Origin of the sequence: Bradyrhizobium sp. CB1015 (assembly GCF_025200925.1) — a bacterium.
Taxonomy (GTDB): domain Bacteria; phylum Pseudomonadota; class Alphaproteobacteria; order Rhizobiales; family Xanthobacteraceae; genus Bradyrhizobium.
The window spans coordinates 3,937,588-3,952,212 of sequence record NZ_CP104174.1 but is presented as its reverse complement, the minus strand read 5'-3'; the positions used below and the strand labels follow the sequence as shown (position 1 = coordinate 3,952,212).

Genomic DNA, 14,625 nt, shown 5'->3' with positions numbered 1-14,625 from the left:
GGTTTTGGACGAGCGACATCGACATGTCACAAGCTGCAACTTACAGTGTGCAAACCGTCCTGAAGGACGGCACTCCGATCCAGATCCGCGCGCTTCACGCCAGCGACGAGGCGGATATGCTCACTGCCATCGCGCGTACCGGGCCGCAATCGCTGCAGAGCCGGTTCTTCATTTTGAAACGGCATTTCTCGGAGAAGGAGCGGGCCTACTTCATGGACGTGGATTTCGTCAATCACGTTGCGCTGGCGGCTCTCGCCGAAGAACAGGGTCGAGACGCCATTATCGGCGGCGGCCGGTACGTTGTCGTCGAGCCCGGTCAGGCCGAGATGGCCTTCGTCGTGGTGGATGCCTGGCAAGGTCGCGGCGTGGGCTCCCTATTGTTGCGGCACCTGACAGACATCGCGCGCGCCCAAGGCGTACGAGAACTCACGGCCGAGGTTCTGTCCGACAATTCGCCCATGCGAAGCGTGTTCGCGAAGGCGGGCTTCAAGCTTGCGCGGAGTGACGATCCGAGGACGGTCCACCTGTCGCTCCCGCTTGGATCCGCGCGCCCGGCTTGAGCCTCACCTCAAAGCGATCGTGATCTGACTGATATTGGCCGCCAGCTCGAGTCCCGCCTTCGGGCCTTGCAACACCATCGTGACGCCCTTTTCGTTGCGGAGGTGCACACCGTTGGCACCGCCGACCAGCGCAAAGCCGCCGCCGACGGAACTGTAGGTGCCGGCGAAGTCACCGACCTCCCGGATGCCGGATGCCCAGCCGTCGAGACGGCCGAAAGTTGCGCCGACCGTGATGCCGAAACTCAGACCGCTGACCTTGAAGGGATAGGTCTTGCCCCGGTAGGTCAACACCCCGCTGCCGGCGCCACCGCCGACCAGGAGGCCTGCCTTGACGATTTTGACCCGGACTTGACCGGCGGCTTGCGCGAAGGACTGCGTCGCCGGCGCGGTCAGCCCGAGTGCAAGCAGAAGCAGCGCGATCAGGCGAAATGCGCGCCGGCGCGCTCGCCGCTCAGGGTTTTGCGGCATCGACCTTCTTCCAGGTCTGGTCGGGATCGAACAGCGTGATGCGCTGCGCGATGAACTCGGTGCGCTTGCCGAGATCCTTCTGGTAGACGACGCCGTCATGATTGACGAGGAAGGTCATGACGCCCGAATTGCCATATTCCGCCGGCCAGGCGATCAGGGCGAAGCCGCCGATCATCTTGCCCTTGACGACATAGTCGAGCGCACCCCCTCGCGCGTCCCGCCCCTGCCCTTTGAGAATCCGGAAGTAATAGCCGTGATAAGGTTCAGGTCCGACGTCACCGCCGCGATAGCCCTCCTTCGAGGCTTCGGCCGCGAGCGCACCGAGCGGGCTCGGATCGCTGTCGTCGCGCCAGAACAGGCCGTCCTTCTTGCCGGGCGAGGAGACGATGCGCTGCGCGTAGACGCCGACGCCCTCACCGCGGTCCTTCTCGGCATATTCGTTTTGCGCGTCGACGAAGGCGAGCGCGGTCTGGATCGCGTCGAGCTCGTTGCGGCCGATGCGACGGCGCAGCACCTCGATGCGTCCCTCGTCGGTGTCGAACGCCCAGCCCGTCCTGGTGTTGACCAGCGGAATTGGGAACGGGAAGTCCTCCGGCCCGAGGATCAAGGTGGCAGTCTTGTTGCCCTCCGCCTTGATGCCGTGCTTGGCGTCGTACATCGCGGTGAAGCGCGCCCGAATGTCGTTGTCGGCAACCTCGTCGCCGGACGACACGATGTCCTCCGCGTTCCTGCCGAGCACTTTCAAAATGTCTTTCGGGCCGCTCTTGACCGCGGCGGCAAGCGCAGAGGCGGCCTCTTCCGGTGTCTTGTAGGATTCCTGCGCCAGAGAGGCCGATCCGAGCAGCGCGAGCGCGACGATGCCGGGCAGCAGCGCACGGCCAAACGATCTCAGACCAGTCATGGCATCACCTCCGCAGGAATCTTCGCGCCGCCGGCGAGCCAGTCGCGATAGGTGCGGAACGTCAGCCCCAGTTTTTCGTAATGGACGCGCAGATAGCCGTCGCTGCCGCGGGTCACGGCATCGGGCATCACCTGCTCGACCTCCTGCGCCATCACGCCGACATAGGCCTTGTCGCTGCCGATATAGCTGAACCGATAATAGCCAAGGCCGCTCGAGAGATGACCGAGCAGGACGACATCATGCTTCAGCGCGATATCCGAGCGCCGGCCACCGCCGCCACCGCCGCGGAAGCCGCCTCCGCCACCTCCGCCACGCATCGCCATTCCGCCACCGCCGCCGCGGCCGGCAAAGCTTGGTCCGCCGCCGCCACCGCGCGGCATGCTGGCCATGCTGCTGCGGCCGCGCGCGGATGCTGCGGCAGCCGAGCGGCCGGAGGAAACGTTCATGGCACCGCCGCGGTTGCCGCCGCCACGACTGGCCGCACCGCCGCCGGCGCGGTTCGCAGCCTTGGCGCGATCGCCGCCGCCCTTGGCAGCACCCTTGGCAGCACCCTTGGCACGATCGCCGGCACCGGCACGATCGCCGCCGCCAGGCCGGTCGCGCGTCCCTGCGCTGGGGCGATCGCCTGCGCCCGGACGGTCGCCGCGATTGCCGGCGCGATCGCCCGCACGATCACCTGGACCGCCGCGATCACCCGCGCGGTCTCCCGCCCGGTCCCCGGCACCCTGATTGGGGCGCAGCACCTGGTTGCCGTCGCGGCCACGGAAATCCATCCGGTCCGACACGCCGGCCTTCAGATTGTTGTTGCCGAAGCGCTGCTGAACATTGCTGTTGCTGTAGCGCACACCGCCGCGATGCGCCGGATTGTGCTGCCAGCCATTGCCGATGTTCGTGGTGCGATGGTTGACATAGACGTTGCGGTTGCCCCAGTTGAAGCCGCCACCCCAGTAATTGCCCCAGCGTCCGATCGCCCAGGCCGTGCCGAAGGCGATGCCGGCGGCGACCATGCCCGCGCCGATATAGGACGGGTAGCCCCAATAATACGGCGGATATTCCGCATATGGCCAGCTGCCGTAGACCGTCGCGGGGTCGTAATACGGCACGTACATCGCCGCGGGATCGGCCTGCTGGATCAGGACGACCTGCTTGCCTTCCTGAGACTGGACGCTGACCTTCTGCTGCTTGGTGGTGACGAGCTTCTTATTGTCATAGGCCCTGTTGCGCAGACGCTGGATCGCGTCCATCACGTCGGGCTGCTGCGCAAGAAAGGCATCGCCCAGCTTCTTGGTCCAGTCGAGCTGCTCGCTCATCATCGCGAGGACATCGGCGGTGCTGGCCAGCGCCTTGACGCTATCGTCCCAGCCCTGCTTCTCCACTTCCGTCTTCAGCGCATCGCCTTTCAGGCTCTTGCGCTCCTTCAGCCAGCGGTCGGCCTGCACCACTTCCAGCGGATAGGTCGAGGCGGCCAGTACATTGGCGAGCAACTCGTCGGGATAAAGCGCGATCGGCGCGACGAGGGCCTCGAGCTGCTCGGGCTTCAAGAGCTCGGCCGCCGGCACAGGCGTACTGGCGGGCTGCGCCTGCGGCGCCGGCGCTGCAGGTGTCGTTGTGGTCTGCGCCGTTGCAGCGACCGAAGTCGCCATCAAGAGCGCCAGCGCCACCAGGGTCTTGCCGCCACGAAACATCACATCCTCCCTCGGACTTCCAGTGCGGGAGGATCAAGCCGGGGCGCCGGCATTTGTTGATCGAGATCAACGAAAAGAGCCGTCCAGGCTGCCGCAGCGCAAGGACACACGAGCATTCGACAAGGATTTTTTGGCCGAAACAGCCCGCCCCTGAGAGACGCGGATCATCTCTCAGCGCGCAATCGGAAGCCGGATCGTGAACAGTGCGCCTGCCGCCGGCTGGTTCGCCGCGGAGATCGTGCCGTGATGGGCTTCGATGATGGTTCTGGCGATCGCAAGCCCCATGCCCATGCCTTGCGGTTTGGTCGTGAAGAACGGATCGAAGACGTTTGCGAGGTCGGAGGCGGCCATTCCAGGCCCGGTATCAGTGATCCTGATTTCGGCCTGATTGCCGGCACGCATGGTCGCGACGCTGACCTCCCGCTTTCCGGTGTCGGCGTCGGAGATCGCATCCATCGCGTTGATGATCAGGTTGAGAATGACCTGCTGAAGCTGGACCGGATCGCCCTTGACGTGAAGGCCGGCCATGACCGGCAGATAGCTCAACGTGATCCGGCGCCCCTGGGCGAGGGCCTTCACGAGACCAATTGCTTCGCGCACCGTATCGTTGAGCTCGATGTTCTTGACCTCGAACGGGGTCTTCTTCAGAACGCTGCGCAGCCTCCGGATCACCTCGCTCGCCCGTTGGTCGTCCCTTCTGATGTCGGCGAGGATCTGCTGGATCTCGACCAGATCGGGCTGGGCAGCCTTGAGCATGAGCTCTGCCGTTTCGGCATTGGTCAGAATCGATCCGAGGGGCTGGTTCAGTTCATGCGCGATCGAGGTCGTCAGCTCGCCAACGGCCGAGTAGCGGTTGACGTGGGCGAGTTCCGTCAGGCGCTGACGCGATTCGACTTCGGCAACCCGCCGGCGGCGACGCTCGTGCAGGAGCCCGCTGATGAGTCCGGCCTGGACCAGGAACACGGCCGAGATCATCAGCATCTGCCAGTGATAGCGCTGCCAGATACTCGGCTCGCGAAACAGGATGGTGCTTCCCGGGGGCAGGCGACTCTCGCTGATGCCCCAGCGCTGCAACTCCCGCCAATCGTATTTGGGAGCAGCATATGCGATCGGTTCAATTCTGACGTTTGCAGGCTCTTCCCCGCCCAGAATTCGCAGTGCCGCATCGGCGGTCTTTTGGCCGAGTTCAGGAATTGAATGCATCGGACCGCCGACAATGTCGCGTCCGAAGAACGACTCCTCAAAGCAGAAAATTGGGGCGTTCGCGACGGCCTGAAGGCGATGCAAGGCAAGGTTTCCATCATGAACGACACCCGCCGCGTCGACCGACATCAACCCCCAGAACAGAACCGTGTGCGGTGGAAGCGTCGACGCCCGTTTCAGGATGTCCTCGAACGACAGATCGCCGTACCAAACGAACGAAACCCGGCCTTCGAGCGGCTTGACGTCCCGCTTGACCTCTTCGAGCCAGAATTTCTCCAACGCAGACGCGCCAATGACAAGGGCTATCGTCTGCGTGTCCGGCAGCACCTGCAGAACGTTGCGGAAGGCCGTGACGAATTCGTTACGGACTGACACTACCGCATCGTTCCTGGTCAGGCGTGCTCGGTCGATCAATCGTTCCTCGACTGTGGTGAGGACCATTGGCGCCTTCGAAAACAGCTTCTCGCGATGCCTTTGCACGAACCCTGCCGCCGGTCCGCCAATGCTCATCACGATGTCAGGTGGCCGCCCTTCGTACAGCGAGCCAAGATATTCGACGAAGGGCCCCTCAGGACCTGGCGCGATGAACCGGGCGGTAAGAAGCGTATGTTCCTGGATATCGAGCGGCCAAGGAGAGCGCTCCTCGAGATTGGTCTTGATACTGCGTGCGTACTCGCTCCAGGGCAAGAAATCGCGCCCGAAGGAATGCAGCATCAGCACACGCTTGGGCTCGCTGCGCGTTGCCGGGGCCGGTTCCGCGCGCGCAGGACCGCATAGCATGCACCCGGCAAGCAAGAGGCCGAGACAAAGCCACGCAGCCGCAACCGGCCTGACCGCATCTGTGGACATGCACCCGCTCAGCTCCACTCCCCGCAGCTTTCGCTGACTGCGATCTCCGGCAATTTTAGCGGGGATTGCAGCGCACGGACAGCCCCGAGGCGGGCCTCAGCAGCGCGCGACCACCCGCCCATGGTCTCGTCTCGTCCTGTACTCTCGTTCAATGCCCGCCGCTCAGCACGAGCGTCTGGATCGGCAGCAGCAGCGCCTGGATCCGCAGCAGCAGCGCATGTACGAGGCCGACGCCATCCACGACGTGCAGCGCGATCTTTCGGCTGGTCGGGGTGTCCTTGGCCGAGATCTCCTCGTGATTGCTGGTGTAGGCATTGACGACGCAGCTCGAGCCCGGCGTCACACCGTCGAGACCGCCCTTGTAGAGCGGCTCCAGGAACACCAGGATCGTGCCGGGACGGACCGCATTCTGCGCTTCCAGCAATTGCTCGCCGGACCGGAATTGCCCGGCTGCGATGTAGTCCTGCACGGTCGTGATCACCATGGGGATGATGACCCAGGGCTTCGATATGCAGGCCGCTTCCGCGACCATGCCGGTCTTCATCACCTGCGCCTCAATCTGACCGAAGCCGGCCTGAAGAACCTTTCGGCCGGCCTGTTCCGGAATGAGGATGCCGGCCGGGCGCATCAGCTGGTTGACGACGTCGCCGGGGCGAACCAGGAACTGCTCGACCCGCCCGTCAATCCCGGCACGGACCACCGTCTTGTCGAGATCGACCTGGGCCTGGTCGAGCGCGGCTTCAGCGCTGGCCTTTTGAGCCGGCAGCAGGACGGAGACCTGCAGAGATGCGGATTGTTTCACGGCCGTTGCGGCATCGACGCCCGCCTGGCGCTGGTCGACCAGGACCTGGAGCTTTTCGATATCCCGCTGCGGAACGATGCCCGGATTGCGGCGCTGGAGCTCGGTCTTGACCTCGAGCTCATCCTTGGCCTGCTGATAGTTGGCTTTCGCCTCGCCGATCTGCGCCTCGGCCTTGACCACATCGGCCTGCGCCGTCTGCATGGCGGCATCGACCTCTGCCACCTTCCGCTTGGCGGTCTCGAACGCAGCCTGCTGCTTCGAGCTGTCGAGCGTGAACAGAACATCGCCCTTCTTGACCGGCGCGCTGAACCCGACCTTGACCTCGGCGACACGGCCCGAGCCTTCGGGAAGAATCGGCACGGTGCGGAAGTACAGCGTCGCGGACGGCGTTGCCGGATGGAAATAGAAGATCATCGTGATCAACGAGATCGTCAGCATCAGGCAGGCCGTGATGCCCCAACGCAGCTCGTGCCAGACCGAGAACAGCGTGATCTCCTTGCCGAAGCGCTTGCCTTGCGCGTAGCGCCGGTAGAGATAGTCCGGCAGGATCGTCACGAGCGAGCAGATCAGCAGCTCAAGCATGACTGCGCTCCTTCTCCTTCGCGGGCCCCGGCTTGTCCGCGGGAGGCGGCGCGACGGCTGCCTCGGCCTGGACTTCCCCCGCATCGGAGGCCGGCGCCGCGTCGGCGATCTTCTCGACGGACCCTGCAATGCTGCGCAGCGGCGTACCGAAATCCGGAAGATCGATCATCGCGAGGAGCAGGCCGGCGATCCAGAAGATGTGCATGTGCGTGAAAAGCGAGATCAGGCCGAGCACCGCAACGAACTCGAACTGCAATTTTTGCGATTTGTGCGCCATCCGCTCGGGCAGGCTGTGCAGTTTCCAATAGAGCGTGCCGACCCAGAGCACGATCCCGATCAGGAATACGCCCATCACCACCATCAGCGTGTCGGTCCCGCTCCCCGGTGCGAGATAGAACGGCAGATGATGCGGTGCCATCGGATGAAGCTGCTCGCTCAAACGTCTCTCCCGGTCAAAACGTGGATGGGCAGCACTGTGGTCGGGTATGTTCGCGTTTGTTTGATTTGAGTCAAGGGAGCGCGTTTGGGCCGACCTAGCGTCTGCCGCATGCTGATTGGACAACCATCAGGAGCCGCCCGCCATGCCCGGCCTAGACGATCTCATTCCCAGCGCCGCCCAGATTCGTAAGGAAGCCGCCCTGAAGGAAGCTGAAAAGGCCGACGAATATGTCCGCCTTGCCGCTGCGGCCGAGGCAGAGAAGCGCGCCTTGATCGAGCGCTTGAGCAAGCCGTCGGGCAAGACCGAGGAGGAAAAGATCAAGCTCGCCTCGACCGTCATCCAGCGCGCGGTGCGCAACGGCCTCACGGAAGTACTGGTCTATCGCTTCCCCAACTCGCTCTGCACGGACAAAGGCCGCGCCATCAATCAGATGGAGAAGGGCTGGGAGAACACTCTGACCGGAATCCCCAAGGAGATCTTCCAGCTCTGGACCGATTATCTGAAGCCGCGCGGCTACCGCATCTCCTATCAAATCATCGATTTTCCCGGCGGCGTGCCCGGCGACATCGGCGTGACCATTTCCTGGGACGATTAGGACGGACCGGCATGGCCAATGGCGCAGCTGCAGAGCGGATGAAGCGGAAGGATTACGAGAAGGAGCTCGAGAAGCTCCAGGTCGAGCTGTGCCACCTCCAGGACTACGTGCGGGAAAACAAGCTCCGCGTCATCATCCTGTTCGAGGGCCGGGATGCCGCCGGCAAGGGCGGGACGATCAAGGCCATCACCGAGAAGGTCAGCCCGCGCGTGTTCCGGGTCGTCGCCCTGCCCGCGCCATCCGACCGCGAGAAGACGCAGTTGTTCTTCCAGCGCTATATGGAGCGATTTCCGGCCGGCGGTGAGATCGTGATCTTCGACCGGAGCTGGTACAACCGCGCCGGCGTCGAATACGTCATGGGCTTCTGCACTCCCGCCGAGCACGAGCGCTTCCTCAACCTGTGCCCGCAGATGGAGAAATACGTCATCGACGGCGGCATCATCCTGATCAAGATCTGGCTCGAGGTCGGCATGGACGAGCAGGAGCGCCGCTTCAAGGCCCGCATCGACGACCCGGTCCGGCAGTGGAAGCTCAGTCCGATGGACCTGGAATCCTTCCGGCGGTGGTACGACTATTCGCGGGCGCGCGACGTGATGCTGAAGAAGACCAGCACGAAGGAGGCACCCTGGTACATCGTCCGCTCTGACGACAAACGAAGGGCGCGGCTGAACTGCATCTCCCATCTTCTCGGCGCCATCTCCTACAAGCGCATCAAGAAGGACAAGATCAAGTTGCCGAAGCGCTCCGACAAGGGACGCTACAACGACCAGACCAGCCTCAAGCAAATGAATTTCGTCGCGCAGCGCTATTGAGCAGCATCAGGCCGCTAAAGCGCGATGCGATTAGGATGAATCGTCATCGCGCTTGAGGTTATTGTTTGAGCACGATCTTTTCGGAAAACCGCTGCACACTTTTCCGGATCATGCTCTAGGGGCCTGATGCTGCCGTCAATCGCTCAATAGCCATACGGGTATCGCTGCGGGCAGACCCAATTGCCGTAGGTGTCCTGATAACAGCTGTTGTTGTAGTAGCCGTAAGCGCCGTAAGCGCCCGCAGCCGCGGCCCCAACCGCGGCGGCGCCATAGGCCGCGCGGCCCCAGCCGTAGCCAGGACGATATCCCGGATAACCGGCGACGGGACGACCCGGACGACCTGCGACTGGATAGCGTCCGGGACGACCGGCTATCGGATGAGCAGAGCGCGGACCTCCGGCGACGCGATGCCCGCCATGGATGCGGCCAGCATGAACAGCACCACCGCGGAAACCTCCGCCATGAAAGCCACCTGCACGCGCTCCGCCGCCATGAAAGCCGCCACCACCGCGACGAGCGAAAGCATCGTCGGGAATGAGGCTGACGGTGAGCAGGACAAAAGCCGCAAGAGCAGCCAGAAGATAACGAAGCATGGCATCTCCTCCTATGATTGGGGTGCCATCACTCGCTCTTGGATGATGCCGCCGCACGACCGAGATAGGCACCCGACGATAAGGTCGGGTACCGATCCGATTCGAGCTTGATTTGAATCAACAAGACGAAGGCTTTGTGAGGTGGGCTCCTGCAGCGCGCACGTGAACGGGCGCGCTGCGCTGGCCGTTCAACTCGATTTCAGGCGGATTGTGACGCCGCCGACGGCAGCCGATACTTCCGCGCCGACCTTGGGACCGCTGAGCTGAAGGATCACGCCATTGCTGTTCTGCAACTGAACCGCGCCAGCACCTGCGGCGACTGCCCCACCTGCTCCTCCCACGGCATAAGTGCCTTCGATGGAAGCCGGCCCCTTCAAATTGAGGGCGCGGCCGACGAACTTCGTGGTCGACGCCCCGATGGTGAGGCCCACGCTCATGCCAGACACCGTGAACGGATATTTCTTGCCCCGGTAGACCAAAACGCCCTCTCCGCCACCGGCGCCGACGATGAAGCCACCCTTGGTGAAGACGACCGCAACCTGGCCGGTATCGGCACGCGCCGATGTGCTGAAGCCGGCAACAGTTGCGAGCGAGGCGACCAGGACGGCGCCGAAGATCAGTTTTCTCATGACGTGTCTTCCCCTTATTGAGCCAGGATCATGGCGAAGTAGCCGAAGATGGTGAGAAGGATGCCCGACACGGCGTAACCGACCGGGAATCCGATCCAGGGCACGGAGCTCTGGATCTCGACCGCGGCCTCGCGGCACGGGCCGGAATGCGAGCGCGCGCCGGCAACGCCGCCCATCAGCACCGCCGGATTGATCTTGAAGACGTGGAATCCGATCGCCCAGACGATGAACGGCGGGATCGTGCACGCGATGAAGCCGACGATGAAGATCTTGAGCGCGAGGGCGCCGGTGAGCTGGGCCAACAGGCCGGCGCCAGCATTGACGCCGACGATCGCGACGAACACGACGAGGCCGAGATCCTCGAGCACGTTTCGCGCCGCATTCGGCGTGTTGCCGAAGAAGCGAAGACGCGACACGATCGAGGACACGATCACGCCGGACAGCAAGAGGCCGCCGGCATTGCCGAGGCCGACCTTGGCACCGAAGGCGGGGAATTCGATCATGCCGATCAGGAAGCCGATGATCATGCCGATCGACAGCGTCAGCAGGTCCGTCGAAGTGTTGGCGCGCGCGATGCGGCCCCACATCTCGCCGAGCTCGTTGACCGCCGACTTCAGGCCGACCACCGAGACGATGTCCATGCGTTCCAGCTTGGTCTTGAGACCGGCCGGGATCTGCACGCCGCCCCGCTCGACCTTGGTCACCTGCAGTTGGCCGGCGATGGCCGTGTCGCGGAAGGATTCGAAAGTGCGCCCGACGACGTCCTTGTTGAAGACGACGATTTCAGCCTGGTCCATGGGTATACCGAGCGTCTTGGCATCAGCGACCTCCGGACCAATCAGCCCCATCTTCTCGGTCAGATGCTCGGTCGAGCCGCCCAGCGCGACGATATCGCCCTTCTGCAGCACGAGCTCAGGATCGGCGCCCTGAGGGTGGCCATTGCGCCCGACATTGACGATCCGGTATTCCGGATTGACCGCGCGGAATTTGGCGATGCTCATCCCTACCGTCGCGGGATTCTCCAGCCGGTAGGCGCGCAGACCGAACTGACGGTAGCCGGTCAGGCCGCCGCCTTCGAGATCCTTGACGCCGAACTCCTGCTCATACTTCTTCGCGGCAGCCTTGGCATCGACGCCCCACCAGCGCGGCAGATATTTGCAGATCAGGATGATGCCGACGGTGCCCCAGATATAGGTGATGCCGTAGGACAGGGCGATCATGCCGGAGGCCTCTTCCGGCTTCATGCCCGGAGGCAGTTTCACGACACCTGACGTGACGGCCTGCTCGGCCGAACCGATCGCCGCCGACATGGTCTGCGATCCCGCCAGCATACCGCCGGCTGCACCGGGCGGAAGTGCGAACAGCTTTGCGCCGATCACGACCAGCGCCAGGCCGATCACGCTCGATACCACGGCGAGGAACAGGAACTTGACGCCGTCGCCCCTCAGGCTGTTGACGAAGGATGGACCGACGCGCAGGCCGACGCCGTACATGAAGAGATAGTAGAACAGGCTCTTGGCAAAGTTATTCAGCTCCAGCTTCACGCCATAGCTGGATGCCCAGACCGAGATGCCCGCGCCGACCACGATGGCACCGGCGACCATGCCGAGGCCATAGCCCTTGATGCTGGCCCGGCCGATATAGACGGCGAGACCGACCACGAAGAACAGCAGCAAATACGGGTACTGCTGCAAGAACTGGAAAAATGCCTGCATGTTCGTCCCCTCCAGACCTATGACGCGGCCTTGAGCTTCGGCTGCGCGTTGGGCTTCGGCCTGCCGAGCTTGGCCAAGGCTTCCGTCCGCACGAGTTTCAGCCCTTCCTTGGCGTCGTAGCCATGGATCTCCTTCACATCGAGCTTGCGCATGAAGTCGATGGTCTCCTGGGTGATGACTTGGCCGGGCACCATGATCGGGAAGCCCGGCGGATACGGAATGACGAAATTGGCCGAGACGAGCTCGGGTCCGGCCTTCAGCCGCCGGTCGATCTCGGGGTCGTTGAGGCGAATGTGCTCGCAGCCGGCAACGTCATAGGCCGCGTAGAAGCCGCTGCGGATGTCGCCTTCATTGGTCTTGGTACCGGCATCGCCGCGGAAGCTCGGGTGGAAATGCGAGAAGTTCGGCAGATCGGGCACGTCCTTCATCAGGCTCGTCACCCGTGCCTCGAAGGTCTTCCGCGCATTGGCACCGCCCTGGGCAAGGCCGCGATCGATCTCGCCCGCGATCTCGGCGAGCACACGGACGAGATGCGCGACATCGCTGCGGGTGTTGTTGATGTTGGACTGGACCAGGACCGAGTTCCGCGAGGTCTTGTTGACCTGGATGTTGTACTCGTTGGCGAGAATGCCCTTGAACTGCGTGCCGTCATAGCCGGCCATGCCGCACACCAGCGTCATGCGGGTCGGATCGAGGCAGAACTCGTCCTCGTCCAGGCTCTTGAGTGTATTCGCCCAGTTGACGCCGGGGGCGAGGAAGTCAGTGAAGCCGCTCTGGCGGTACTGCGCCGGCACCATGGCATCCGCGCCGAGGATCCGGAAATATTTCGAGATCAGAGGATTGTTGTTGACCGCCTGGCGGATCGCGAACGCGATCTCGATGGCATTGGCGACGAGGCCATAGCCCTCCAGCTCCATCTGCCGCCGCGAGATGTCGAGGCTCGCGATCAGCTGCTGGTTCGGACTGGTCGAGGCGTGGGTGAACACCGCCTCCTTGAACTGCTGCTCGACGGTGTGGAATTCGACGTCCTTGACCGAGAGCATCGAGCCTTGGCGGATCGCCGACATCGACTTGTGGGTCGAGTTGGTCTGGTAGACGCGCAGCCGGATCTGGCGTGGGTCCGGGATCAGCCGGGTCTTGAGCAGCACCTCGCTGGATGGATTCTTGCCGAGCTCGGCCTGCTGCCCCTCATAGGCTGCGACCGACTTGGGATCGCGCATCCACGCCTCGATTTCGTTGGCGGCGCCAAGCCCGGTGCGGCGGCGCAGGAACGGTGAGAAGCGCGCGAAGCCGAACCAGGCTTCGTCCCAGAGGAAGATCAGGTCGGGCTTGATGGCGAGGCATTCCTCCATCACCCGCCTTGTGTTGTAGATGTGGCCGTCGAAGGTGCAATTGGTGAGGTCAACCATCTTGACGCGGTCGAGCCGGCCATCGGCCTTGGCGTTGAGGAGCGCCTGCTTGATGGTCTTTAGCGGCACCGCGCCGTACATCGAATATTCCGTCATCGGGAAGGCTTCGACATAGAGCGGCTGCGCTCCGGCCAGCACCATTCCGTAATGATGCGACTTGTGGCAATTGCGGTCGACGATCGCGATGTCGCCGGGCGCGAGCAGGGCCTGCACTGCCATCTTGTTCGACGTCGAGGTGCCGTTGGTGACGAAGAAGACGCGATCGGCGCCGAGCGCCCTCGCCGCCTTCTCCTGCGCCTTCTTGATGTTGCCGGTCGGCTCCAGCATGCTGTCGAGCCCGCCGGTGGTGGCGCTGCTCTCGGCTAGGAACAGGTTCGGGCCGTAGAACTCGCCCATGTCCCGGATCCAGTCTGACTTGAAGATCGACTTGCCGCGCGCGATCGGCAGTGCGTGGAACGTCCCGATCGGACGCTGGGCGTATTTCTTGAGATTGTCGAAGAACGGCGTGTCGTAGCGATCCTGGATGCCTTCGAGGATCGACAGATGCAGTTCCAGCAGCTCCTCAACGGAATAGAAGATGCGGCGGACCACGTCCGCCTCGGGATTGCCCGCCAATTCCTCCACGTCCCGGTTCGAGATCATGTAAAGGTCGAGCTCGGGCCTGACGCGCTTGATGATCTGCGCGAGTCGCAGCGCCGAGGCGTCGGTCTCATCCTTGAGACCGGCCCCGGCCATGATCGAGCGCAGCACCGGGGCATCGTGGCGCGAACGCAGGCCAAAACCCTCGTTGATGATGACCGCTCCGATGTTCGGATTGAGCATCGTCGCGCAGAAGGCGTCCTCCAGGCTGCCGACGATGACAGGTTCATAGATGAACGCATCGACCGGGCGCCGCAGCTTGCGCCATTCCGCGGCCAGCGACGGCCACTGGCTGGATGATACGCCGGTGACGACCAGGGTCTCGAAATAGGGCCTGCGCGCGCTGTGCGCGCCAAAGGCCGGCGGCACCAGTTCGGGCGCATCGCCATTGCCGTCCTCCTTGGCGCTCCAGTCACCGGCATGCTGGCGGAAGGATCGCGTCGCCAGCGCCTGGGCAATTCTCGTCGCAAGGGCGAACGATGATGCACCGTCGCCGGCGGCCGCAGCTTCCCGCAGCGCCGCCATGAGGTGCGGACCGGGATAGCCGTGAAATTCTTCGGTGATCGAAAGATCGGCCAGCGCCGCGTCATAGGCCGCGCGATTGCCCACGCGCGCCCAGGTCTTTGCTGCCTCAACAAGGTCGCGCCAGTCGTCTGCCCGCGCGCCCGGGCCGGAAAAGAACTGGTCGATACGCTTCTGTGCGGGCTTGGTGTCTTTGGACATCTCTCTCTCCCGATCCTTTAC

Annotated in this window: 13 protein-coding genes; 3 read left to right on the top strand and 10 right to left on the bottom strand. The window is 63.5% G+C overall.

All coding sequences use genetic code 11. From position 1 onward, the window contains the following. Positions 1 to 23 precede the first annotated feature (23 nt). Complete coding sequence (locus tag N2604_RS18060; RefSeq protein WP_260375959.1) at positions 24 to 560, top strand: GNAT family N-acetyltransferase; 537 nt, start codon at positions 24 to 26, stop codon at positions 558 to 560. Positions 561 to 563: 3 nt separating this feature from the next. On the opposite strand, the gene N2604_RS18055 is transcribed toward N2604_RS18060, so the two are convergent. The 6 genes from N2604_RS18055 to N2604_RS18030 all read right to left on the bottom strand — a co-directional run bounded on the left by N2604_RS18055 (position 564) and on the right by N2604_RS18030 (position 7,468). After that, positions 564 to 1,028: a hypothetical protein gene (locus N2604_RS18055; RefSeq protein WP_260375958.1), complete on the bottom strand. Its 465-nt coding sequence runs from the start codon at positions 1,026 to 1,028 to the stop codon at positions 564 to 566. Continuing rightward, entirely contained in the window at positions 1,012 to 1,929 is a 918-nt protein-coding gene (locus N2604_RS18050; protein WP_260375957.1) for a DUF2950 domain-containing protein, read from the bottom strand. Before N2604_RS18050 ends, N2604_RS18055 begins: the two co-directional genes overlap by 17 nt. Further along, complete coding sequence (locus N2604_RS18045) at positions 1,926 to 3,614, bottom strand: DUF3300 domain-containing protein (RefSeq protein WP_260375956.1); 1,689 nt, start codon at positions 3,612 to 3,614, stop codon at positions 1,926 to 1,928. Before N2604_RS18045 ends, N2604_RS18050 begins: the two co-directional genes overlap by 4 nt. Before the next feature lie 171 nt (positions 3,615 to 3,785). After that, positions 3,786 to 5,666, bottom strand: coding sequence for a HAMP domain-containing sensor histidine kinase (locus tag N2604_RS18040; RefSeq protein ID WP_260375955.1), 1,881 nt, complete (start codon positions 5,664 to 5,666; stop codon positions 3,786 to 3,788). 148 nt (positions 5,667 to 5,814) lie between these two features. Next, positions 5,815 to 7,050, bottom strand: coding sequence for an HlyD family secretion protein (locus tag N2604_RS18035; protein WP_260375954.1), 1,236 nt, complete (start codon positions 7,048 to 7,050; stop codon positions 5,815 to 5,817). After that, positions 7,043 to 7,468 carry a hypothetical protein gene (locus N2604_RS18030; RefSeq protein ID WP_260376243.1) on the bottom strand — a complete coding sequence of 142 codons (426 nt, stop codon included), beginning with the start codon at positions 7,466 to 7,468 and terminating at the stop codon, positions 7,043 to 7,045. Before N2604_RS18030 ends, N2604_RS18035 begins: the two co-directional genes overlap by 8 nt. Before the next feature lie 163 nt (positions 7,469 to 7,631). Between N2604_RS18030 and N2604_RS18025 the strand changes: the two genes are divergently transcribed. Both N2604_RS18025 and ppk2 read left to right on the top strand, forming a co-directional pair. Continuing rightward, a complete protein-coding gene (locus tag N2604_RS18025; RefSeq protein WP_260375953.1) occupies positions 7,632 to 8,084 on the top strand; it encodes a hypothetical protein in 453 nt (150 codons plus the stop codon). An 11-nt stretch (positions 8,085 to 8,095) separates the two neighbouring features. Further along, positions 8,096 to 8,896, top strand: a complete 801-nt coding sequence (gene ppk2, locus N2604_RS18020) for a polyphosphate kinase 2 (RefSeq protein ID WP_260375952.1) — start codon at positions 8,096 to 8,098, stop codon at positions 8,894 to 8,896. Positions 8,897 to 9,039: 143 nt separating this feature from the next. Here ppk2 and N2604_RS18015 read toward each other — a convergent pair whose 3' ends face one another. The 4 genes from N2604_RS18015 to N2604_RS18000 form a co-directional block, all read right to left on the bottom strand. Further along, complete coding sequence (locus tag N2604_RS18015) at positions 9,040 to 9,489, bottom strand: hypothetical protein (RefSeq protein WP_260375951.1); 450 nt, start codon at positions 9,487 to 9,489, stop codon at positions 9,040 to 9,042. Positions 9,490 to 9,677: 188 nt separating this feature from the next. Continuing rightward, positions 9,678 to 10,118: a hypothetical protein gene (locus N2604_RS18010; protein ID WP_260375950.1), complete on the bottom strand. Its 441-nt coding sequence runs from the start codon at positions 10,116 to 10,118 to the stop codon at positions 9,678 to 9,680. Positions 10,119 to 10,132: 14 nt separating this feature from the next. After that, positions 10,133 to 11,833, bottom strand: coding sequence for an aspartate:alanine exchanger family transporter (locus N2604_RS18005; protein ID WP_260375949.1), 1,701 nt, complete (start codon positions 11,831 to 11,833; stop codon positions 10,133 to 10,135). A gap of 17 nt (positions 11,834 to 11,850) precedes the next feature. Next, positions 11,851 to 14,604 (bottom strand): decarboxylase, encoded by a 2,754-nt coding sequence (locus tag N2604_RS18000; protein ID WP_260375948.1) that lies wholly within the window; start codon positions 14,602 to 14,604, stop codon positions 11,851 to 11,853. Between the last annotated feature and the right edge of the window lie 21 nt (positions 14,605 to 14,625).

What these genes read in the sequence shown, in the direction of transcription:
- N2604_RS18060 (WP_260375959.1), top strand. Translation starts at nt 24, where the DNA reads ATGTCACAAGCTGCAACTTACAGTGTGCAAACCGTCCTGAAGGACGGC.
- N2604_RS18055 (WP_260375958.1), bottom strand. Translation starts at nt 1,028, where the DNA reads ATGCCGCAAAACCCTGAGCGGCGAGCGCGCCGGCGCGCATTTCGCCTG.
- N2604_RS18050 (WP_260375957.1), bottom strand. Translation starts at nt 1,929, where the DNA reads ATGACTGGTCTGAGATCGTTTGGCCGTGCGCTGCTGCCCGGCATCGTC.
- N2604_RS18045 (WP_260375956.1), bottom strand. Translation starts at nt 3,614, where the DNA reads ATGTTTCGTGGCGGCAAGACCCTGGTGGCGCTGGCGCTCTTGATGGCG.
- N2604_RS18040 (WP_260375955.1), bottom strand. Translation starts at nt 5,666, where the DNA reads ATGTCCACAGATGCGGTCAGGCCGGTTGCGGCTGCGTGGCTTTGTCTC.
- N2604_RS18035 (WP_260375954.1), bottom strand. Translation starts at nt 7,050, where the DNA reads ATGCTTGAGCTGCTGATCTGCTCGCTCGTGACGATCCTGCCGGACTAT.
- N2604_RS18030 (WP_260376243.1), bottom strand. Translation starts at nt 7,468, where the DNA reads ATGGCACCGCATCATCTGCCGTTCTATCTCGCACCGGGGAGCGGGACC.
- N2604_RS18025 (WP_260375953.1), top strand. Translation starts at nt 7,632, where the DNA reads ATGCCCGGCCTAGACGATCTCATTCCCAGCGCCGCCCAGATTCGTAAG.
- ppk2 (WP_260375952.1), top strand. Translation starts at nt 8,096, where the DNA reads ATGGCCAATGGCGCAGCTGCAGAGCGGATGAAGCGGAAGGATTACGAG.
- N2604_RS18015 (WP_260375951.1), bottom strand. Translation starts at nt 9,489, where the DNA reads ATGCTTCGTTATCTTCTGGCTGCTCTTGCGGCTTTTGTCCTGCTCACC.
- N2604_RS18010 (WP_260375950.1), bottom strand. Translation starts at nt 10,118, where the DNA reads ATGAGAAAACTGATCTTCGGCGCCGTCCTGGTCGCCTCGCTCGCAACT.
- N2604_RS18005 (WP_260375949.1), bottom strand. Translation starts at nt 11,833, where the DNA reads ATGCAGGCATTTTTCCAGTTCTTGCAGCAGTACCCGTATTTGCTGCTG.
- N2604_RS18000 (WP_260375948.1), bottom strand. Translation starts at nt 14,604, where the DNA reads ATGTCCAAAGACACCAAGCCCGCACAGAAGCGTATCGACCAGTTCTTT.